The organism is Pseudomonas sp. HC1(2025) (assembly GCF_058742075.1).
This window is the reverse complement of sequence record NZ_CP196017.1, coordinates 238,200-258,566: the sequence shown is the minus strand read 5'-3', so window position 1 is coordinate 258,566 and position 20,367 is coordinate 238,200. Positions and strand designations below refer to the sequence as shown.

Sequence of the window (20,367 nt, the reverse complement as noted above, 5' to 3'; positions counted from 1 at the left end):
ATTGGTTACCTGAGAAACGCCCCATTAGGACTTTGAGACGTTTCCCACGACCCCTACCGCGCTGTAGGAGCCGGCTGGCCGACTCCTACGCGGGCTCGCGGATTTTGTACCAGGCCACATACAACGCCGGCAAAAACAGCAGCGTCAGCAGGGTGGCGATGATGATGCCGCCGATCATCGCGTAGGCCATCGGCCCCCAGAACACTTCCCGGGCGATGGGGATCATGCCCAGGCTGGCGGCCGCCGCCGTCAGCAGGATCGGCCGGCGCCGGTGCTCGGTGGCCTGCACCACCGCGTCCCACGGTGTGTAGCCATCCCGCTCGTAGGCGTCGATCTGGGTCACCAGGATCACCGAGTTGCGGATGATGATACCGATCAACGCCAGGATCCCCAGGATCGCCACAAAGCCCATGGGCGTGCCCGTGGGAATCAGCGCCAACACCACGCCGATCAAGCCCAGTGGGGCCACGCTGGCCACCAAGAACATTTTCTGCACGCTGTGCAACTGGATCATCAGGAAGGTCGCCATCAAGAACAGCATCAACGGCACCACACTGGCAATCGGGCCCTGGGCCTTGCCGCTTTCCTCCACGGTGCCACCGGTAGCGACCGTGTAGCCCACCGGCAAGCCGGCGCTGAATTTCTCGATTTCAGGCTTGAGCTGCTTGACCAGGTCGGTCGGCTGCATCTCGTCGCGCACGGCGGCCTTGATGGTGATGGTCGGCTTGCGATCACGGCGCCACACCAGCGGCTGCTCCAACTCGTAGCGCACGGTGGCAAAGGCCAGCAATGGGATCGAGGTGCCGCTGGGGGTGACGATCTGCAGGTTCTGCAAGGTTTCCGGGGTGCCGCGCTCGGCGTCTTCGGCGCGGCCGACCACGTTGATCAGGTAGATATCGTCGTGTACCTGGGTCACGGCCGAGCCGCTGACCACGCTGTTCATCAACTGCGCCACGTCTTCGGACGACAGCCCAAGCTGGCGCGCCTTGTCCTGGGCGATATCGACCCGCAGCACTTTGCCCGGCTCGTTCCAGTCATAGATGATCTCGCCCAGGTGCGTATTTTTATCCAGCAACGTCGCCAGTTCGATGGCGTGTTTGCGCACCTGGTCGATGTCCTTGCCAGACACCCGGTACTGGATCGGCCGCCCGACCGGCGGGCCCATTTCCAGGGGTTGGACAAAACTGCCGACGCCCACGAAGTCATCGCGCAAACGTTTTTGCAGGCGCTCGATCAACGCGCCGCGCTCCTCCAGCCCCTTGCTGACAATCACCAACTGCGCGTAGTACGGGTTCTCCAGTTGCTGGTCCAGGGGCAGGTAGAAACGGATCGCCCCTTGGCCGATGTAGGTACTCCAGCGTGCGATGTCGGGGTCGTCCTTGATGATTGCCTCAAGCCGATCCACGGCCTTGCGGGTTTCGTTGATCGAGGCGTTTTGCGGCAGGTTGAGGTCGACGAGGATTTCCGGGCGATCCGACGACGGGAAAAACTGGTTCTGCACAAACTGCATGGAAAACACCGACGCCACGAACAGCAGCACCGTCAGGCCAATCGCCCACCAGCGGTTGCGCATGGCCCACAGCATACCGGCGTTGAACACCCGCCCGATCCGCCCCGGCTCTTCACTGTGGGGTTTGACCTTGCTGCTGAGGATATGCACGCCAATCACCGGCGCAAACAACACGGCCACCACCCACGACACCAGCATCGCCACCGCAATCACCGCAAACAGGGTGAAGGTGTATTCGCCGGCCGAGCTGGCGTTGAGGCCAATCGGCACGAAGCCGGCCACGGTCACCAGGGTGCCGGTGAGCATGGGGAACGCGGTGGAGGTGTAGGCGTAGGTCGCGGCCTGCTCCAGGGTCTCGCCTTTTTCCAGGCGCGTGATCATCATTTCCACGGTGATCATCGCGTCATCCACCAGCAAGCCGAGGGCGATGATCAACGCACCCAACGATACCCGCTGCATGGTGATGCCGCTGTACTCCATAAACACAAATACCAGTGCCAGCACCAGCGGGATCGAGCACGCCACCACCAGCCCGGCACGCAGGCCCAGGCTGATAAAGCTCACCACCAGCACGATGATCACCGCTTCGAACAGCGCACTGGTGAAACCGCCGACGGCCTCTTCCACCACCTCTGCCTGGTCCGACACCTTGTGCACGCCGATGCCCACCGGCAGGTCGGCAGTCAGCTCGTCCATGCGCTGGTGCAGGGCCTTGCCGAACTCCTGGATATTGCCGCCCTTCTGCATGGCGATGGCCAGGCCAATGGCTTGCTGGCCGTTGAAACGGAACATCGGCCGCGCCGGATCCACATAGCCACGGCTGATATCCGCGATATCCGCCAGGCGGTAGAAGCGGTCATTGAGCCGCAGGTTGACGTCAGCCAAATCCTTTTCCGAGGCGAATTGCCCGGAGGTACGCACCGAAATCCGCTCCGGCCCGGCCTCGATCACCCCGGCCGGGGTTACCGCGTTCTGCGCTTGCAGGCTCTGCACCACTTGGCGCTGGTCAATCCCCAGGGCGGCCAGTTTGCGCGTGGAAAAATTCAGGTAAATCACTTCGTCCTGCTGGCCGATCATCTCGACCTTGCCCAGCCCCGGCACCGCCCGGATTTCGGCGCGCACCTGCTCGACGTAGTCGCGCAACTGGCGCATCGACATGCCATCGGCGGTAAAGGCATACACCGAGCCAAACACATCACCGAACTCGTCGTTGAACGACGGTCCCTGCAAGCCCTGGGGGAAGGTGCCGCGAATGTCGTCGATTTTCTTGCGCACCTGGTACCAGATCTCGGGGATCGCCTTGGCGCTGGTGGTGTCCTTGAGGAACACAAAAACCGTGGATTCACCGGGCCGGGTGTAGCTTTTCACATAGTCCAGGGAGTCCAGCTCTTCGAGCTTTTTCTCGATGCGGTCGGTGACCTGCTTGAGGGTTTCTTCCTGGGTCGCGCCCGGCCAGCGGGTCTGGATCACCATGGTCTTGATGGTGAAGGACGGATCCTCCTCGCGTCCCAGGTTCATGTAGGAAAACACGCCCATCAGCAGCGCAACGAACATCAGGTACCAGACGAAGGACTGATGCTTGAGTGCCCAGTCGGATAAGTTGAAGCTCCCTTTCATCGCGGGCTGTCCTCGTCGGTTTTGACTTTTTGTCCGGGTTTGAGGCTGTTGACGCCGGCGCTGACGACCCGCTCGCCAGGCTGCACGCCGCCGTTGAGCACGACACTGCTGGCATCACGGCTGACCAGGGTCACGTCGCGGGGTTGCACGGTCTGCTGCTGCATATCGATGACCCAGATGCGGGCCTTGCCCTCGACATCCTGCACCGCGCTGGCGGGCAACTCGATGCGTGGCGCGATGGCCGAACTCAAGGTCACACTGATCGCCGTGCCCAACCGGAACGCCGGGGGCGTCTGGGCCAGGGTCAGGCGCGCGCGACGGGTGCGGGTTGCGCTTTGTGCCTGGGGCTCGATCTCGCGCACGGTGGCGGTGGTGTTGATGCTGGGGTCCAACTGGCTGGCCACCAGGAACACCACATCCGGCGGCAGACGCTCGGCGAGGCCGGCGGGCAGGTCGATCACCGCTTCCTTGATATCCGGACGGGCCAGGGTCACTACTTGCTGGCCGGCGCTGACCACCTGGCCGGCCTCGGCATTCCAGGCGGTCACGATGCCACCGTGGTCAGTGCGCAACTCGGCGTAGTTGAGCTGGTCCTTGGCCTGGTCCACCGACGCCTTGGCCTGGTCGAGGGAGGCCTGGGTGGTTTTCAGGTCGGTCTGGGCAATGTCCAGTTGCGCCTGGGCGCCGACGCCACGGTTGAACAACTCCTGCTGGCGCCGCGCATTGGCCTGGGCGTTGATAAATTGTGCCTGGATCCGCGCCAGGTCGCCCTGGGCGGCGCGCAGCTGGTTCTGCTGGTCCGTGGGGTCGAGCACCGCCAGCAAGGCGCCTTTTTCGACTTCGGCCCCCACATCCACCGCGCGCCGGGCGATGCGCCCTGGCACCCGGAAACCCAGGTTACTTTCATAACGCGCCTGGATGCTGCCGGCAAAGCGCCCGAGGTGAGCCTGGTCTTCGGCCTTCACCTCGACCCAGAGCACCGGCCTTATAGGCTCCGGCGCCGGTTCTTCCTTGGAACAAGCGATCAGCAACAGGCTGCTGGCGAGGATCAGCGTCAGGTGCTTCATGGCTGCACGCCCTTGGCCTGGGCCTGGTCCGGCGCCTGGGCGATCTCCACCACCATGCCTGGATGCAACAATTGCCCACCGGCCACTACGACTTTTTCGCCGCCCTTGAGGCCATCGCTGATGATCACCTTGCCGGTCAGGTAGCGCGCGACAGTGACCTTGTGCAATTGCGCCTTGCCGTCGCCATCCACCAGCCACACGGCGGGCTCGCTGAGATCCTTGGTCAGTGCAGCCCAAGGCAGTTCGATGCTGGCCTTGGCTTGCCCGTTGGCGGTGGCGCTGACCACCGAACCCAGTTGCATGCCCTTGGGCAAGGCCTCCAGGGCGATCTTCACCTGCACCGTGCCGCTGCTGGCCGCAACGGCCGGGGTCACTTCACGCACCCGGCCCACGGCCTTGATGCTCGGGTTATCCAGCAGGCTGACGGTGATTGGCGCATCCGGCGGTGGCTCCGCCAGCAGCGATTCGTAGACGTTGAATACCGCGTCGCGCTCGCCGTCACGGGCCAGGCTGAAAATCGGCACGGTGGCCTGCACCACCTGGCCGACTTCGGCCTGGCGCGCGGTAATCACCCCCGGCGCTTCGGCGATGAGGGCGGTGTAGCCCAACTGCTCGCGGGCGTTGGCCAACTGCGCCTGCGCCGCCGCCAGGGCACTTTGGCTGCTGCGCAAGGCGGCCTGGGCCGCGTCGTACTCGCTGCGGCTGGTGTAGCCCTTGGGCAGGAGTTTCTCCTGGCGCACAAAGGCCGCCGCCGTCTGTTTGACCCGCGCCTGTTCCGCCACCACCTGGGCCTGGGCGGAATCGACGTTGGTCTGCAAATCCTTGGGATCGAGCCTGGCCAGCACTTGCCGGGCCGTCACGCGGTCGCCCACATCCACCATGCGCTGGATAATCTTGCCGCCTACGCGAAACGACAAATCGGTCTGCACCCGCGCCTGGATATCCCCGGTAAGGGTCACCGCCGCCGCGAAATCGGTCGGCTGCACGGTTTGCACAAACACCCTGGAATGGGCCTTGGGTTCAGGCTTTTGCTGGCCACAGCCGCTCAGCAATGCCAGCAGGGCAACGCCACAAATAACTGTTGAGGTGGGACCGCCCATGCAGGCTCCTTTTGCGTGATACCGACGTGCCAGTGTGTATGCGACTGTGAGCTTAGTTCAGGGTTCCGCCTTCGACTATGGGAATTACCTGGCCTCGGTTGATCGCCGGCAAGCCGACTCCTACAGGGTAAGATGGCGGTCCATACCGGCCGGGAACGCCCCTGATGCTGAAAACCTTAGCGGTGGCCAATTACCGCTCGATCAATAAATTGGTGGTACCGCTGGATCGGCTGAACCTGATCACCGGCCCCAATGGCAGCGGCAAATCCAACCTGTACCGCGCCTTGCGCCTGCTGGCGGAAACCGCCCAGGGCGGCGTGATCAATGCCCTGGCCCGTGAAGGAGGCCTGGACTCGACGTTCTGGGCCGGCCCCGAAAACATCAGCCGGCGCATGCTCAAGGGCGAAGTCGCGGTGCAGGCCAGCGTGCCCCAGGGCGTCAAGCGCTTGCGCCTGGGCTTTGCCGGCGAAGACTTCAGCTACGCGATTTCCCTGGGCTTGCCAGTACCCAGTTCGTCGTACTTTTCCCTGGACCCCGAGATCAAGAAGGAATGCATCTGGGCCGGCCACGTCTATCGCCCGGCCAGCCTGCTGGTGCAACGCTCGGGGGCGATGATCCGCGCCCGAGACGGGCGGACCTGGGATGTGCTGGCCCAGCACACGCCCGACTACCACAGCCTGTTCGACCAGGTCGGCAGCCTGCGCGGCTCGCCCGAAGTGCTGATGCTGCGCGAAAGCATTCGCGGCTGGCGCTTCTACGACCACTTTCGCAGCGACGCCGATGCGCCAGTGCGCCTGCCCCAATTGGGTACGCGCACACCGGTGTTGCACCACGATGGCCGCGACCTCGCGGCCGCGTTGCAGACCATCCGCGAAATCGGCGACCCCGAGGCCTTGCAGCGCGCAGTCAGCGATGCGTTTCCCGGCGCACGCCTGAATATCCAGCCGTTGCAGGGCGGACGTTTTGCCATTGAGTTTTATCAGGAAGGGTTGCTGAGGCCACTGTCGGCGGCGGAGTTGTCGGACGGCACCCTGCGCTACCTGCTGCTGATCGCCGCCCTGCTGACGCCACGCCCGCCTACGATGATGGTGCTCAACGAACCGGAAACCAGCCTGCACCCGGACCTGTTGCCGGCCTTGGCGCGCCTGATCATCCAGGCTTCAAGGCAATGCCAGGTGTGGGTGGTGTCCCATGCCAGCCGCTTGATCGCGGCGTTGCAGCAGGACGAGGGATGCAATTCGATTGTGCTGGAGAAGGTGATGGGCCAGACGCAGATTGTGGGGCAGCGGGTGTTGGATGAGCCGGCGTGGCATTGGCCGAGTTAGGCAGTGCGTTGGAAGCCCTTCGCCCGGTGCCGCACACCGGGCATCTGAACACTCACGGTGCAGTACCAAAGTAATCGCTGTCTATGCGCAGAATCACTCCCATCATTTAAATAGATGGAATTTTTCCTTCAGAACTTTATGAGCTTAACTTCGGAGGCATCCGACTTTACTTAAAACCTATATCTCTTCAGGCTGACGACCTGACACTTACACCTAGTTTTAATCACTGCATACACCAAGCTTAGTGCAACACACACGTCATGAACGAGAATATAAAATGAATACAGCCCAGCCTGCACGTCACACCAACGAAGCTTGCGCTGACTTTCTCCGCGACCTAGACAAGTCGAAAATCACGGAGAACATACAAGACACCTGCAACGAAGAGGTGTTGACCCTCGTCAGGCAACAGCAAGAATACAGAAAAGCCCATCCTCCTATCGCTATTTACCGAATCGCAGCGCAAGGCAGCCAAACCCGCAACGGTGGCGTTATTGAACAAGCCACTTCTCCGATGGAATTCAAACTGCCTAATGGGCAGCACGTACACGCCGCGCAGAAAGGTGATTACGCTGTATACAACGACGGCACTAAAGCACAAATTGTAACCGCCGCAGGAGCAGACTACAGCCATATTGCATTAGTGGGCAGCGTGCTCAGTAACGGTGACGAAATCATCAATACACCGCAAAGTTCTTCGTTGATCATATTACGTGCGGGAGTGTCGAAAGCTGAAGATTTTTTGCAATCTATTTGAGTGCTTAACCGCAAACCGTACACCAGTTGACTACCCGCTAATCAGATAACACTTAACCACTTCCAAATAAAAAATTAATGGACGCTCGCAACGCGTCATTACCCGACCGAAAACAATAGGAAATAACAATGAGTGAAGGTCATTTCATTGGTCGCGGTGACAAGACCACCTGCGGCGGGATCGTCCTGGATGGAGATGTGAGGGTAACTATATTCGGTCTGCTTCATGCCCGCGAAGGGGGCGAAGTCACATGCGGCATAGACAGGAAGATCTATCAGATTATCGGTGGCATATCGCACATAGAGAGTCATGGCAAACTTGTAGCGGGCACGCTGGACAGTTTCAGCAGTTGCCCCTGCCGAGCGCGGCTGATTCCCTCGGTGTACACGGCGACCTACAGCAACCAAGGCACTGCACCGCGAGTGGCCAGGCGAGCCGCCGAACCCACCGCGCCACCCGTTACCCAACGACCGGCAGCTGCGACCTCATCCAGCCTGGCGCTTTCAGCCAATCGCGCTCCAGCCGTATTCAACAGCGTTGAGCCCCAGGAACCTGGGTTCTACGTGGTCCCCAAAAGCATGACCCGCGAAGCGTTGGAGGCGGTCCTTTTCCCCGAGCACAACCCCGCCGTCATGAGCAAGTTTCAGGGGCTTAACCCCTATAAGGGCGAGGTTAAAGCCGGCTCGATCATCGTGTTGAGTGATCCGAACAACACCGCCTGCACTTACCAGGAAGCCCTGTTGATGCAGGCCGCCCAGCAAGTAGACGCAGCGCTGGAGCCCCTGACACCCGAGGAGGCCGACTTTCTGTACCGGCACGGCGCAGAAATCGCCGGGTTTATCGGCCACACCTCAACCTGGCTGGGCGTCAGCGCGGTGGTGATGGAACAGCACCTGAGCAACTTGCGTGACACCCTCCAAGCCATCGAGCGCTTGCATCAGGACAGCTATCGGCAGCACCGCCATCTCAAATCACCGCAATTCTTGTCTGATCGCCAGCGCTTGCTGAACCAACTGGATGCCCACTTGCTGAACTCCACGCGCCTGCGTGGCCAGACAACCCTTGGGGATCACCCAAAACTGAAAACGTCCCTTGGCCTATCCAGTCGCAGCCTAGTGCATCACTGGGACAAGGCGGGGGCACCGGGACAGATTCCGGGGTATGCCACGCATGTGGATGCGATCAGTCGTGCCGCCAAATACATGAAGACGGGTGGGTATATCGCCATTGGGATTGGTGGTGTTTCTTCGGTGTTGGCTATTCAGCAAGTGTGTAACGGGGGTGATGCGGCAGCTTGCGAGAAGATCAAGTTCACTGAAGGGGGGAAGTTCGCCGGCGCAACTTCTGGTGGTCTTCTAGCTGGCGTGATAGCGAGTTATACAAGTGGCTCGATCTGCTTGGCAATTGGCGTAGCTACAGGAGGTATCGGAGGTGTTGTCTGTGTCGCGGCCGTAGTGGGAACTGGCGTATGGGCGGGTACGACTGCCGCTAGCATGGGTGGCGAATACATAGGTGAAAAAATTTACGAGTCCATACAACAGTGACCAGTATTGATACCTGGCCAACTTGGATTGCCCTCATTGTTGCAGGCGGCCCAATTCTGCTTGCCGTGTTGAGTCTTTCATACAGCCTGTACCTCAGCCGTCGTCACATGGACGAAATAAAAGAAGCGTTGAAGAACAGCCGTTATATCTATATTTGGGGGACCAGCCTGGGGAAACGAGGTTTGATTTGGTCGCTCTGGGAGATATCAAAAATCGCCGGGATGGTGGTGTGGCCGAGGGCGTCTCTCATTGTCGGTGAGCTGGACTCAGTCGATCTCGAAAACTTCCCACCTCACCTGAAACGGCGTCTGATCATCAAAATGACAATGACGATTACTGCCTTCACTTGGATGGTAGCTGTAGCCATTCTGCTGAAATTCAGGTAGCGCAAGCGGGCCTCTCCCGAGGCCCTATACCGATATCAACCCTGCCACTTACCCCCTTCAACAATCACACTCTCAGGCTTGGTGTCATCGCTCAGTTCTTTACGCACGTACTGGTCATACAGCTTGAGCAAGAACTTCTCTTCACCCAACTTGGCCAACTCGGCATTCACCCAGTCGCGCAGTTCGATATTGCCCTTCTTCACCGCCGGTGCAATCGGCGCTTCGTCACCCAGTTTCTGTTCCAGCACGCGGTAGCCCGGGTTCTGTTTGGCCCAGCTGAACAGCACCAGGTTGTCCTGGGCATAGGCATCACCACGCCCAGCCGACAAGGCTTGCAGTGACTCGGAGTTTTTCTCGAACTTGAGCAGTTTCCAGTCTGGATGGTTCTTGGTCAGCCAGATATCGGCAGTGGTGCCGGTGGTGACGATGGTGGTACGGGTCGCCAGGTCGTCGAGGCTTTTGACCACGCTGTCGTTAGGCACCAGGGCCTGGACCGCGACTTTCAGGTTGGGGTTGGTGAACTCCACCGCTTCCTTGCGCTCCGGGGTCACGGTCATGTTGGCGAGGATCAGGTCGACCTTGTCGCTCTGCAAAAACGGGATGCGGCTGGCCGGCTCCACGGCCACGAACTCGACCTTGTTCTCGTCACCCAGCAGGTCCTTGGCAAACCGGCGGCCGATGTCGGTATCAAAGCCCACGTAGCGCCCGGCTTCATCGACAAAGCCAAACGGCGGCTTGTCGGTAAACACGCCGACGATCAGCTTGTCGCGGGCCTTGATCTTGTCGATGTAACTCACCGCCGCCGGCGCGGCAGCGGCGGGTTTGGCCGGTTCTTCAGTTTTATTGCAGCCGGCCAGTAAGGCGAGGCCGAGCAGCGGCAGTAACAACTTGGCAGTTTTCATGACAGCTCCAGTTCCTTGATTTTCTTGGGCAGTGTTGAAACAAACGAGAATTTCTCGAGGAACTGCTGCGCGCGTGCGGTCTGCGGGTTCGTAAAGAAGGCCTCGGGGGTGTTGTGTTCGAGGATGCGGCCAGCCTCCATAAACACCACGCGGTCGGCGACGGCGCGGGCAAAGGCCATTTCGTGGGTGACGATCAGCAGGGTCATGCCATCGCGGGCCAGGTCCTGGATCACTTCCAGCACCTCCTTGACCATTTCCGGGTCGAGGGCGGCGGTGACTTCGTCAAACAGCATGACCTGGGGGTTCATGCACAGCGAACGGACGATGGCGATACGTTGCTGCTGGCCGCCCGAGAGCTGGCGCGGGAACGCATCGCGCTTGTCGGCGAGCCCTACCCGCTCCAGCAGTTTTTGCGCCTGTTCACGGGCTTCGCGAGGCTCGCGCTTTTGCACTTTGAGTGGGCCCAGCAGGATGTTGTCGAGCACGCTCATATGGGGGAACAGGTGGTAACTCTGGAACACCATGCCTACGTCCTGGCGCACCTGGCGCCAGTCGGTGTGTTTATCCAGCAGCTCTTTGCCGGCCAGCCGCAGGCTGCCGCTGTGGGCCACTTCCAGGCCATTGAGGCAGCGCAGCAAGGTGCTTTTACCGCAGCCGCTGGGGCCGAGGATCACCACCACTTCGCCGCTTTGCACCCTCAGGTCGATGCCATTGAGCACCTGCTGTTCGCCGAAGAATTTATTGAAACCCTGGAACTCGATCAGTGCGCTCATGCTTGGGCCCAGCGCCGTTCCAGCACCTTGGAGGCGGCCGACAACGGGTAGCAGATAAAGAAGAAAAACAGGAACAGCGCGCCGTAGATCAATACCGACTCGTAAGTGCGCTCGATGATTTGCTGGCCGACCTTGATCACGTCCACCACGCCGATCAGCACCGCCAGGGAGCTGGTCTTGATGATCCGCGTGTAGACGTTGATGGTCGGCGGCGTCATGCGCTTGAGCGCCTGGGGCAACAGCACGTAGCCGTAGAGCTGCGGCGCCGACAAGCCAATCGACAGCCCCGCCTCCCGCTGCCCGCGCGGCAGCGAATGCAAGGCCCCGCGCACCACTTCGCCCACTTCACTGGCGCCCCACAGCGACAGCACCAGCACCGCGCACCAGAAACTGGGGATGCTCAGGCCGGTGAAAATCGGCAGGCCAAAAAACAGCAGATACAGCCACACCAGCACCGGAATCGCGCGGAACAATTCCAGGTAAATGCGCAGCAGCAGGTTGATCGCCCGCACATTCAAAGTGCGCAGCACCCCATACACCACCCCGCCAATGGTGCTGAAGGCGATGCTCAAAAACGAAATCGACAGGGTTTGTGCAGCGCCCTTGCCCAGTTGCGGCAACGACACCCACAACAATTCAAGACCCGAACTGGCCATGCTGGAGCCTCCTTTCCAGGCGGCTGAGCAGCAGCGACAGCGGCAAGAACAACAGCACGCAAATCAGCGTGAGCACGGCGAGCATCTCGTAAGTCTTGTAGTAGAGGGCGATATAGCTTTTGGTGGTGTAGAGAATCTCTGGCACCGCCACTGCCGACACCACGGTGGTTTCCTTGAGCAGGAAAATGAAATTGGCGAACAGCGCAGGCAGACTGAGGATCCCGGCCTGGGGCAGGATCACATGGCGCAGCAACTGCCAGTCGGACAGGCCGATGGACTTACCGGACTCGATCTGCGCCAGCGGCACCGCTTCCACACCAGCGCGCAGCACTTCGGTGAGGTAGGCGCCGCCCAAAAAGGTCATGGTGATGATCGCCGCCCAGAACCCGGAGATATTCAAACCCAGGGCCGGCAAGGCGAAGTACACGAAGAACAGCTGGATCAGCAGCGGCGTGTTGCGCGCCAGCTCCACATACAGCGCTACCAGGCGCGACAGGTAGGGCGTGCGGAACACCAGCAGGGCCGAGTTGATCAGCGCCACCAGCAGCGAGGTGCCGATGGCGATCAAGCCTACTTGCAGGGTCACCCCCACGGCCTTGAGAAACGCCGGCAGGGTGCTGAGGATAAACGCGTAGTCGAAGGTCATTTCAAGTCCTGGGCGCCGCAGGGGTAATGCGGCGTAAACGCAGTCCGGTCCAGCGTGGGTAACGCCGGGAAGCGCTGACTTTAAAGGTATAAAAACCAAAATTTAAATACCGAAATAGCATATTGATATCACCCAAAAAGCTAACCGGCGGATTCGCCGGGTTGCCGGGTGACAGCTATTGTTCTGGGGGGTGTAGGAAGGGTCTTTTTTTCAGCGCTGAACCACAGGGAAGGACAGCGCGTGCCCAGACTGAGGGCCATTTAACAGCGAGGGAATGCCAGATGAGCGAGACAAAACCGATTGACCCGCAGGACTTGGTGAAATGGCTGGTGGCGCTGCGGCGGGCGATCAACCGCCGGGATTTGTAGCGCAGTGTGGGCGCGGCTCCCACATTTTTGATCCTCGTTGCCCAACAAAAAACGCCGACGCTGTATCAGCCGTCGGCGTTCAAACCTTGAAGGGGGTTTGGCAAATCAGAACGCCGGCAACACCGCGCCGCTGTATTTCTTCTCGATGAAGGCTTTGACTTCAGGGCTGGTCAGTGCCTTGGACAGTTTCTGGATGGCGTCGCTGTCCTTGTTGTCTGGACGGGCTACCAGATAGTTCACGTACGGCGAGTCGGCGCCTTCAATGATCAACGCATCCTTGGCCGGGTTCAGGCCGGCTTCCAGCGCGTAGTTGGTGTTGATCATGTCCAGGTCAACCTGGTCCAGGACGCGCGGCAGCAGGGCCGATTCCAGTTCCTTGAACTTCAGGTTCTTCGGGTTGCTGGCGATGTCCTTTGGCGTGGACAGGGCGTTTTTTGGGTCCTTGAGGGTAATCAGGCCGGCCTTCTGCAGCAGCAACAGGGCGCGACCGCTGTTGGAGCCTTCGTTGGGAATAGCCACGGTGGCGCCGTCTTTCAGGTCTTCAAGCTTGGTGACTTTCTTCGAGTAGCCACCAAACGGTTCAACGTGCACACCAACCACGGTGACCAGGTTGGTGCCTTTACCTTTGTTGAAGTTGTCCAGGTACGGCAGGGTCTGGAAGTAGTTGGCATCCAGGCGCTTCTCGGCCACTTGCACGTTCGGTTGCACGTAGTCGGTGAAGACCTTGATTTCCAGGTCCACGCCTTCTTTGGCCAGGGTCGGCTTGATCAGCTCAAGGATCTCGGCGTGCGGCACCGGCGTGGCCGCGACCACCAGTTTTTCGTTGGCTTGAGCGATACCGGCAGTCAGGGCAGCCGCCAGGGCGGTGAACAACAGAACCTTTTTCATGCAGTGTCCTTAATCGAAAATCCGGGACGTCGGTGACGGCCGCTTCTTATGGGGGTGCCAGCGATGTGCTATCGCGGCGTGGAATGGACAATACCGATATTTTTTATTCCCGAACAATACCTTTTATTCACTTTGATATTCCATTTTGCTCATACAGAGCCCAAGCCCTGAAACAGACGCGTCAACGCTGCGCGCTCGCCTTCGCTGCCGCTGCTCAGGATCTGCCGCACCTGATGCTCAATCTGCGCCACCGACGCCACCGGCAGGTTCAGATGCTCCGGCAAGATCTCATCGCCGCTGCTGACCAGCAGCGCAAAGTGGATCACGTTCTCCAGCTCCCGCGTATTGCCCGGCCAACTGTGCTGCTCCAGCACCCGTTGCGCGTCCTCGCTGATCAACGGCACCGGCAGGTCCAGGCGCTGGCTGTAGATCCCCAGGAAGTACTCGGCCAGGGACAGGATGTCGCCTACGCGCTCGCGCAGCGCCGGCAGTTCCAGCTGGCCTTCGCTGAGGTAATGGAACAGGCGCTCATGGAATTTACCCACGGCCACCGCCTGGGCCAGGTCGATGCTGGTGGCAGCGACCAGGCGCACGTCCACCGGGCTCGGTTGATGGGCGCCGACGCGAGTGACTTCGTGGTTTTCCAGGGCGGCAAGCAGCTTGATCTGGATCGGCAGCGGCAAGTCACCGATCTCATCGAGGTACAAGGTGCCGCCGTTGGCCGAGCCGAACCAACCGGCGCGGCTGCTGGCCGCGCCGCTGTGGCTGCCGGCGGCATAGCCGAACAGTTCGGCATCGGCGTAAGTGGGGCTGATCGCACCGCAGTTGACCGACACAAACAGGCCGCTGCGGTCACTGCCGCGATGGATATGGCGCGCCAGCAGCTCTTTGCCGCTGCCGGTTTCGCCGCGAATCAGTACGGGCAAGGCACGCGGGGCCAGGCTTTGAAGGTCTTCGCGCAGTTGCCGGGAACGGGGGTCGACAAACACCAGCGCCTTGGCGCGGATGCTCAAGGGGCTTTTTTCGGCATCGGGGAAGGTCAGCAGTGGCTGGCCAAAGGTTTCATGCAGGCTCATGGCAGGCTCCCGCCCCAATTCCACTTAAGGGACGGGGCGTTGAAAAGTATTAGGCGCGGCGCCGGGAGTGATGCTCCAGACGGTTTTGCAGGCGATAGAGGTAGGCGAAACCCTGCTCCCAGCGCTGGTGGCCGGACTTCACGTTGATATGCCCGGCGCCTGCGAGAATTCCGGCTTCAGCCCCCCAGTTCCGCGCCAGCTCCAGGGCCCGAGGGGCGCTGACCGCACTGTCGTTGTCGGAGCTGACGACCTGGCTGGGAAACGGCAACAGGTCGCGCGGAATCGGTGCAAAGTTGCGCAACGCCGGCGCACACGCGGGGCGCTCGACATCCGCCGGGGCCACCAGCAAGGCCCCGCGCACCTGGCGCAGGAACTGCAATGGCGCGCTGGCCGCCCAGTGCGCCACGGTGATGCAACCCAGGCTGTGGGCGATGAGAATCACCGGAGTACTGTCGGCCGCAATGGCTTCAGCCAGGGCCGCCACCCAGTCTTCGCGGCGCGGGGTCAACCAGTCGGCCTGCTCCACGCGGGCGCTGTTGGGCAGGCTGTTCTGCCAATGGGTTTGCCAATGATCTTCTGGCGATCCTTGCCAGCCCGGCACGATCAGGTAACGGATCAACTCGCTGTGCATGGGTGTGCCCTCCTGCAGCGTTTAACGTTGCTGACCAGTATAGGGACGGGGCATATATTCGTTAAGGAATAAGAAGCTATTTATTAATAACCAAAAACACAAAACCATTTCGCTCAAAATGTAGGAGCTGGCTTGCCGGCGATTGCGCCGTGTCCGCCGAAACATTCGTCGACTGACTCACCGCTATCGCTGGCAAGCCAGCTCCTACAGGGGTTGGGCAGACGGCTTAAATCACAGGCAAAAAAAAAGGCCGCACCCTGCCAAGGAGACGGCCAAAAAATTGTCGAGGCTGTTGACACTAACGCGCAGTAATCACCGACAGCTTGGTAATTCCCGCTCGCTCAATCGACGCCATGGCCCGAGCCACTTCGCCATAGTTCACACCATCGTCAGCCTGCAGTTGTACCCGCACCTCTGGGTCCTTCGCCTTGGCGGCCTGCAGGTTGAATTCCAGCAGGTCCGGCTGGATTTCATCCTTGTTGATAAACACTTTGCCGGCGCCGTCGATGCTCACCACCAACGGGTCTTTCTGCTCCACCGGGGCCACGGCCTCGGTCTTGGGCAGGTTGATCGGGATCGCATTGGTCAACAGCGGGGCGGTGACGATAAACACCACCAGCAGTACCAGCATCACGTCCACCAGGGGCGTGACGTTGATCTCACTCAGTACCTCGTCGCTGTCTTGGGTGGAGAAGGCCATATCAGGACGCCTCCTTCACTTTTTGCGCGCTGCCCTGGGCGGCGTTTTTGTGCAGCGCCGGGTGGACCAGCACGCGGAACGAATTTTTCTGCGCCAGGCTGTAGAAGTCATGGGCGAAGTCATCCAGGTCGGCAGCTGTCAGCTTCAGGCGACGCAGAAAATAGTTGTAGACCAGTACCGCCGGTACGGCGACGGCGATCCCCACGCCGGTCGCGACCAGCGCCGCACCGATAGGCCCGGCCACGGTTTCGAGGCTGGCGGAGCCCGCGGCGCTGATCCCTTTCAACGCTTCCATGATCCCCCACACGGTGCCGAACAGCCCGATAAAGGGCGAGGTGCTGCCAATACTCGCGACCACGGCCAGGCCGGTTTCCAGGGAGCGCCGCTCACGCACGATCTGCTGGCGCAGGGCACGTTCGAGGCGGTCCTGGTGGTTGATCGCCTGGCTCAAGTCAGCGGCGTGCGGCGCATCACCGACCTGGATCGCGGCATAACCGGCCTGGGCCACACGGGCGGCGGCGCCGGGGTGGGTTTCGCTCAGTTCGGCGGCCGAATCGAGACTCGACGCTGCCCAGAACTGTTTGTGGAACTTGCGATCCTGGGCCTTGAGGCGGCCGAACTGCACGCCCTTGAGCAGGGCCAGGCCCCAGGTGGCGACGGAAAAAACCACCAGCAGCCAGATCACCGCGCTTTCGATGGATTCAAGTGGAGATGCCAGTAACGTCATGATGCGGTCCTCGGTGTAAGCGATAGAGTGTCGAGCAAAGGCTCAATGAATCTTGAAATCGATAGGTACGCTGACCCAGCCATCCTGGGCCACGTCGCCCTGCTTGGCGGGCACGAAGCTCCAGCGCTTCACGGCGCTGAGTGCGGCGTCGTCGAGTTGCTGGCGACCGCTGCTCTTTTGCACCTGGATTTCACCGGGCTTGCCGCTGGCCAATACATGCACCCGCAACAACACCGTGCCTTCCCAGCCACGGCGCTGGGCCAGTGATGGGTACTCGGGCGCCGGGTTCTTCAGGTACGCAGCGTTGGCCGAAGCAGGCGTCACCGGTGCCGGCGCAGGCGCAGCTGGCGTGGGCGCGGGGGGTGCCGGCTGGGGTGGCGCAGGCGGCTGTTCGACGGCTTTGGGCACCGGCTTGGGTTCGGGCTTGGGCACAGGTTTTGGCTTGGGCTTGGGCTTGGGAACCGGCTTGGGTGGCGCCGGCTTGGCCGCCAACTCATCCACGACCGGTGGCGGTGGTTCTACAACTGGCGGCGGTGGCGGTACAGGCGGCGGCGGTTCCACCACCGGCGGCGCCGGCTGGGAAAACTCGATGGTCATCGGTGGAATTTCCGGCGGCACAATCGGCAGCACCGGCACCGGTTTCTGGCTGACCCAGTAGATCACCGCGCCATGCAGCGCCAGCGCCAACAGGCCCAATAAAATGCCTTCACGGCGGCTCAAGATCCCCTTGGGGGTTTTCTGCAAACGCAACTGCCCCAAGGGCGCGCGATGCGGCCGGCCAAGGTCGACCAACTCACCACTCGGTGCCTGGCGCCACTGCGCCTCATGTGCACTGGCGGCGGTCTGGACATTGCCCATTGATTCACTCCCTGCTGTCTTCAGCGAAAAAACCGACGGGCCTGCGGGGCGACCGTCGAGAGCTGAATCATCGGGGGCAGACGCTTATCTCTTAAAGTAATCTTTAAAGTTATACATAGACCAAACAGGAATATGAAAAATCAGCGGTTGGCCCAAAGCCACGCCCCACGGGGCCTGGCGGCGAGAGGCAAAATCATGATGCTTTGCGGGCATGCAAAATATTCCTCAAAGGCATGGCTCAGCGCGGGTTGGCCTCGCATAAATCCCACAATTGCCCCTGCAGGCTCTGCCCCGCCGCCCCCATCCCATTGCGCCCATACAGCGCCAGCCGCACGCCCTGCACCGCGGGCAAACCACTGTCGGCGCCGAGCACCACATGCCCGGCCTGCACCACCCGCTCAGGCAGCAGGCTGATGCCCAACCCCGCCGCCACCGCCGAACACACACTGGCCAGGCTCGCGCTGGAATAGCCAATGCGCCAGCGCCAGCCACCGACTTCCAGGTGCTGGAGCATTTCATTGCGGTACAGGCCGCCCACCGGGAACGCCACCAAGGGCAATGGGTCGCGGCCCAGGGCCGGCATGTGGCGGCTGTCGACCCAGCACAACGGCTCCGGCCAGGAGGCCAGGCAGTCGTCGCTGTCGCCCATCTGCTTGACCAGCAACACATCGAACTCACCGCCGCGATACTGGCGCAACAGCGCCGGCCCCAGGCCGCTGGTGACCTCCAGGCGCACCCGTGGGTAGGCCACGACAAACGCCGACAGCAACGGCATCAAGCGCTCGGCGGCAAAATCCTCGGGCACGCCCAGGCGCAGCACACCGTCGCTCTGCTGGTTGATCAGCACATCGGCGGCTTCTTCGTTGAGTGCCAGGATGCGCCGCGCATAGGCCAGCAGGCGTTCACCCTCGACCGTTGCCACCACCCGGCGCTGATCACGGTCGAGCAAGCGGCAGCCGACACTGTCTTCCAGGCGGCGCAATTGCTGGCTGACCGTGGATTGGGTGAGGTGCAGGCGTTCGGCGGCGCGGGTGAAATTCGCACAATCGACAACGGCGACAAAACTGCGCAACAGCACGGGATCGAACATGAACACCACCATCGGGTTTGCCACTGGTTGGCATGGTTATATTTAATTTCAGAATACCCCAGGCGGTGGCCATACTTCGCGTTCACCGAGAGGGGAGATTTTCCATGACTGACGATCAGCGTCATCTGCAACGCGCCGTTGCCCTGGCGCAGGACAACGTGGCCCGTGGCGGACGGCCGTTTGGCGCCGTCCTGGTCAAGCACGGCGAGGTGTTGGTGGAAGCGGTCAACCAGATCCACCTCGACCAGGACCCCACTGCCCATGCCGAGATGCTCGCCATTCGCCGCGCCAGCGAGCAACTGGGCCCACGCCTTGAAGGCTGTGTGATCTACGCCAGCGGCCAGCCGTGCCCGATGTGCCTGGGCGCGATGTATATGTGCGGCGTATCCCGCGTGGTGTTTGCCGCGAGCAATGAAATGGCCGCGCCTTTTGGCCTGTCGACCGCAGCGATTTACCAGCAGATGGGCCTGGCACTGAGCGCACAGCCCTTGCCCCTCGAGCACTTGCCTGTGCCGGCCATGCAAGCCCTTTACCGTCAATGGAAAACCCTGCATGACCCTGAATAAATCCCTCGCCGGCTGGGGCCTGCTGGTCGTGCTGGGCCTCAACCTGCGGCCGATCCTCAGCTCTATCAGCCCGTTGCTCGGGGAAATCCGCCTGGCCACCGGCCTGAGTTTCCAGAGCAGTGCCTTGCTCACCAGCCTGCCGGTGGTGTGCATGGGTCTGGTGGCGCTAGTGGGCATCCGTGTCGAGGCGCAGCTGGGCGAACGACGCGGGATTGCCCTGGGCTTGATGATGATCCTGCTGGCGTGCCTGGCGCGCTGGCTGCTGGGCCAGGCACCGGCACTGCTGGCCACGGCGTTGCTGGGCGGCGCCGGGGTAGCGCTGATCCAGGCGCTGGTGCCGGCGATGATCAAGCGCCAGTTCCACCACCGGGTGCCACTGGCGATGGGGGTGTACTCAGCCTCGTTGATGGGTGGCGGTGGCTTGGCGGCACTGCTCAGCCCGCTGGTGGCCAGCCATTTCCAGCACTGGCAGGCCGGCCTTGGCATCTGGCTGCTGCCGGCGCTCGGCGCGTTGCTGCTGTGGGCGTGGCTGCCGTTGGGCGCGGCGAAGAACCTGCAGGTGAGCGCGCCGCTCCAGGGCCTGCGCAATCGTCGCGCCTGGTTACTGGCGCTGTATTTCGGCCTGGTGAACTGCGGGTACATGAGCATGGTGGCGTGGCTGCCGGCGTACTACCAGCAACTGGGTTGGGGCGTGCTGCCCAGTGGCTCGCTGCTGGCGTTCATGACGATTTTCCAGGTGATTGCCGCGCTGTTGATGCCGGCGCTGGCGCAACGCGGTATCGACCGCCGGCCCTTGCTGACCATCAGCCTGCTGGCCCAGACCGTGGGCTACCTCGGCCTGCTGCTGGCGCCGCTGCAATACCCGCACCTGTGGGTAGCGCTGATCGGCTTCGGCCTGGGGGCATGTTTTGCCCTGAGCCTGCTGTTGACCCTGGACCATCGCCGCGACCCACGGGAAGCCGGGCAACTGGCGGCATTCGTGCAGGGCGTGGGTTTTCTGATCAATGCCGTGTCGCCGTGGATGACCGGCTGGCTGCGCGAACTCACCGGCAGTTTTGTCAGCGCCTGGGTGGTGCTGACCGTGACGGTGATCGCAATGCTGGTGGTGACCCGGGTCTTCAGCCCGGCCACCTACCGCACAGAGCCTGCGCGCGAAGCCGCCCTGCTGTAGGAGCCGGCT

The 20,367-nt window shown here is 61.6% G+C and carries 20 protein-coding genes; 6 read left to right on the top strand and 14 right to left on the bottom strand.

The window, feature by feature from the left end; genetic code table 11:
• Positions 1-85: 85 nt before the first annotated feature.
• From ACSSVH_RS01065 to ACSSVH_RS01055, 3 genes are read right to left on the bottom strand one after another with little or no spacing between them, the layout of a single operon-like run.
• On the bottom strand, positions 86-3,127 hold the full coding sequence (locus ACSSVH_RS01065; RefSeq protein ID WP_169953916.1) for an efflux RND transporter permease subunit: 3,042 nt from the start codon (positions 3,125-3,127) through the stop codon (positions 86-88).
• Positions 3,124-4,194: an efflux RND transporter periplasmic adaptor subunit gene (locus ACSSVH_RS01060; RefSeq protein ID WP_169953917.1), complete on the bottom strand. Its 1,071-nt coding sequence runs from the start codon at positions 4,192-4,194 to the stop codon at positions 3,124-3,126. Before ACSSVH_RS01060 ends, ACSSVH_RS01065 begins: the two co-directional genes overlap by 4 nt.
• Positions 4,191-5,294 carry an efflux RND transporter periplasmic adaptor subunit gene (locus ACSSVH_RS01055; RefSeq protein ID WP_170058180.1) on the bottom strand — a complete coding sequence of 368 codons (1,104 nt, stop codon included), beginning with the start codon at positions 5,292-5,294 and terminating at the stop codon, positions 4,191-4,193. Before ACSSVH_RS01055 ends, ACSSVH_RS01060 begins: the two co-directional genes overlap by 4 nt.
• Positions 5,295-5,458: 164 nt before the next feature.
• Between ACSSVH_RS01055 and ACSSVH_RS01050 the strand changes: the two genes are divergently transcribed.
• From ACSSVH_RS01050 to ACSSVH_RS01035, 4 genes are all read left to right on the top strand, one after another.
• Positions 5,459-6,619, top strand: a complete 1,161-nt coding sequence (locus ACSSVH_RS01050) for an AAA family ATPase (protein ID WP_492633963.1) — start codon at positions 5,459-5,461, stop codon at positions 6,617-6,619.
• A 277-nt stretch (positions 6,620-6,896) separates the two neighbouring features.
• Positions 6,897-7,376: a hypothetical protein gene (locus ACSSVH_RS01045; RefSeq protein WP_169953920.1), complete on the top strand. Its 480-nt coding sequence runs from the start codon at positions 6,897-6,899 to the stop codon at positions 7,374-7,376.
• A gap of 128 nt (positions 7,377-7,504) precedes the next feature.
• Entirely contained in the window at positions 7,505-8,920 is a 1,416-nt protein-coding gene (locus ACSSVH_RS01040) for a PAAR domain-containing protein (RefSeq protein ID WP_432754868.1), read from the top strand.
• Positions 8,917-9,306 (top strand): hypothetical protein, encoded by a 390-nt coding sequence (locus tag ACSSVH_RS01035; RefSeq protein WP_172312426.1) that lies wholly within the window; start codon positions 8,917-8,919, stop codon positions 9,304-9,306. Before ACSSVH_RS01040 ends, ACSSVH_RS01035 begins: the two co-directional genes overlap by 4 nt.
• A gap of 35 nt (positions 9,307-9,341) precedes the next feature.
• On the opposite strand, the gene ACSSVH_RS01030 is transcribed toward ACSSVH_RS01035, so the two are convergent.
• The 11 genes from ACSSVH_RS01030 to ACSSVH_RS00980 all read right to left on the bottom strand — a co-directional run bounded on the left by ACSSVH_RS01030 (position 9,342) and on the right by ACSSVH_RS00980 (position 18,621).
• Positions 9,342-10,208, bottom strand: coding sequence for a transporter substrate-binding domain-containing protein (locus tag ACSSVH_RS01030; RefSeq protein ID WP_169953925.1), 867 nt, complete (start codon positions 10,206-10,208; stop codon positions 9,342-9,344).
• Complete coding sequence (locus ACSSVH_RS01025; RefSeq protein WP_169953926.1) at positions 10,205-10,981, bottom strand: amino acid ABC transporter ATP-binding protein; 777 nt, start codon at positions 10,979-10,981, stop codon at positions 10,205-10,207. The genes ACSSVH_RS01030 and ACSSVH_RS01025 overlap by 4 nt, the downstream gene beginning before the upstream one ends.
• The gene (locus ACSSVH_RS01020; RefSeq protein WP_076962043.1) at positions 10,978-11,637 is read right to left on the bottom strand and encodes an amino acid ABC transporter permease; all 660 of its coding nucleotides are present in this window, start codon (positions 11,635-11,637) and stop codon (positions 10,978-10,980) included. The genes ACSSVH_RS01025 and ACSSVH_RS01020 overlap by 4 nt, the downstream gene beginning before the upstream one ends.
• Positions 11,618-12,283, bottom strand: coding sequence for an amino acid ABC transporter permease (locus ACSSVH_RS01015; RefSeq protein WP_169953927.1), 666 nt, complete (start codon positions 12,281-12,283; stop codon positions 11,618-11,620). Before ACSSVH_RS01015 ends, ACSSVH_RS01020 begins: the two co-directional genes overlap by 20 nt.
• Positions 12,284-12,756: 473 nt before the next feature.
• Positions 12,757-13,539 (bottom strand): MetQ/NlpA family ABC transporter substrate-binding protein, encoded by a 783-nt coding sequence (locus ACSSVH_RS01010; RefSeq protein WP_492633962.1) that lies wholly within the window; start codon positions 13,537-13,539, stop codon positions 12,757-12,759.
• Positions 13,540-13,688: 149 nt separating this feature from the next.
• Positions 13,689-14,615 (bottom strand): sigma 54-interacting transcriptional regulator, encoded by a 927-nt coding sequence (locus ACSSVH_RS01005; protein WP_492633961.1) that lies wholly within the window; start codon positions 14,613-14,615, stop codon positions 13,689-13,691.
• Between the two features lie 49 nt (positions 14,616-14,664).
• Positions 14,665-15,246 (bottom strand): alpha/beta hydrolase, encoded by a 582-nt coding sequence (locus ACSSVH_RS01000; protein WP_032856553.1) that lies wholly within the window; start codon positions 15,244-15,246, stop codon positions 14,665-14,667.
• Positions 15,247-15,544: 298 nt separating this feature from the next.
• Positions 15,545-15,946 carry an ExbD/TolR family protein gene (locus ACSSVH_RS00995; protein WP_029299521.1) on the bottom strand — a complete coding sequence of 134 codons (402 nt, stop codon included), beginning with the start codon at positions 15,944-15,946 and terminating at the stop codon, positions 15,545-15,547.
• 1 nt (position 15,947) lies between these two features.
• Positions 15,948-16,673, bottom strand: a complete 726-nt coding sequence (locus ACSSVH_RS00990) for a MotA/TolQ/ExbB proton channel family protein (protein WP_169953930.1) — start codon at positions 16,671-16,673, stop codon at positions 15,948-15,950.
• A 42-nt stretch (positions 16,674-16,715) separates the two neighbouring features.
• Positions 16,716-17,531: an energy transducer TonB gene (locus ACSSVH_RS00985; protein ID WP_492633960.1), complete on the bottom strand. Its 816-nt coding sequence runs from the start codon at positions 17,529-17,531 to the stop codon at positions 16,716-16,718.
• A 238-nt stretch (positions 17,532-17,769) separates the two neighbouring features.
• Positions 17,770-18,621: a LysR family transcriptional regulator gene (locus tag ACSSVH_RS00980; protein WP_057437668.1), complete on the bottom strand. Its 852-nt coding sequence runs from the start codon at positions 18,619-18,621 to the stop codon at positions 17,770-17,772.
• 104 nt (positions 18,622-18,725) lie between these two features.
• Here ACSSVH_RS00980 and ACSSVH_RS00975 point away from each other — a divergent pair, with 104 nt between their 5' ends.
• Entirely contained in the window at positions 18,726-19,187 is a 462-nt protein-coding gene (locus ACSSVH_RS00975; protein ID WP_170058187.1) for a nucleoside deaminase, read from the top strand.
• On the top strand, positions 19,174-20,358 hold the full coding sequence (locus ACSSVH_RS00970; protein WP_172312424.1) for a CynX/NimT family MFS transporter: 1,185 nt from the start codon (positions 19,174-19,176) through the stop codon (positions 20,356-20,358). Before ACSSVH_RS00975 ends, ACSSVH_RS00970 begins: the two co-directional genes overlap by 14 nt.
• Positions 20,359-20,367 lie beyond the last annotated feature (9 nt).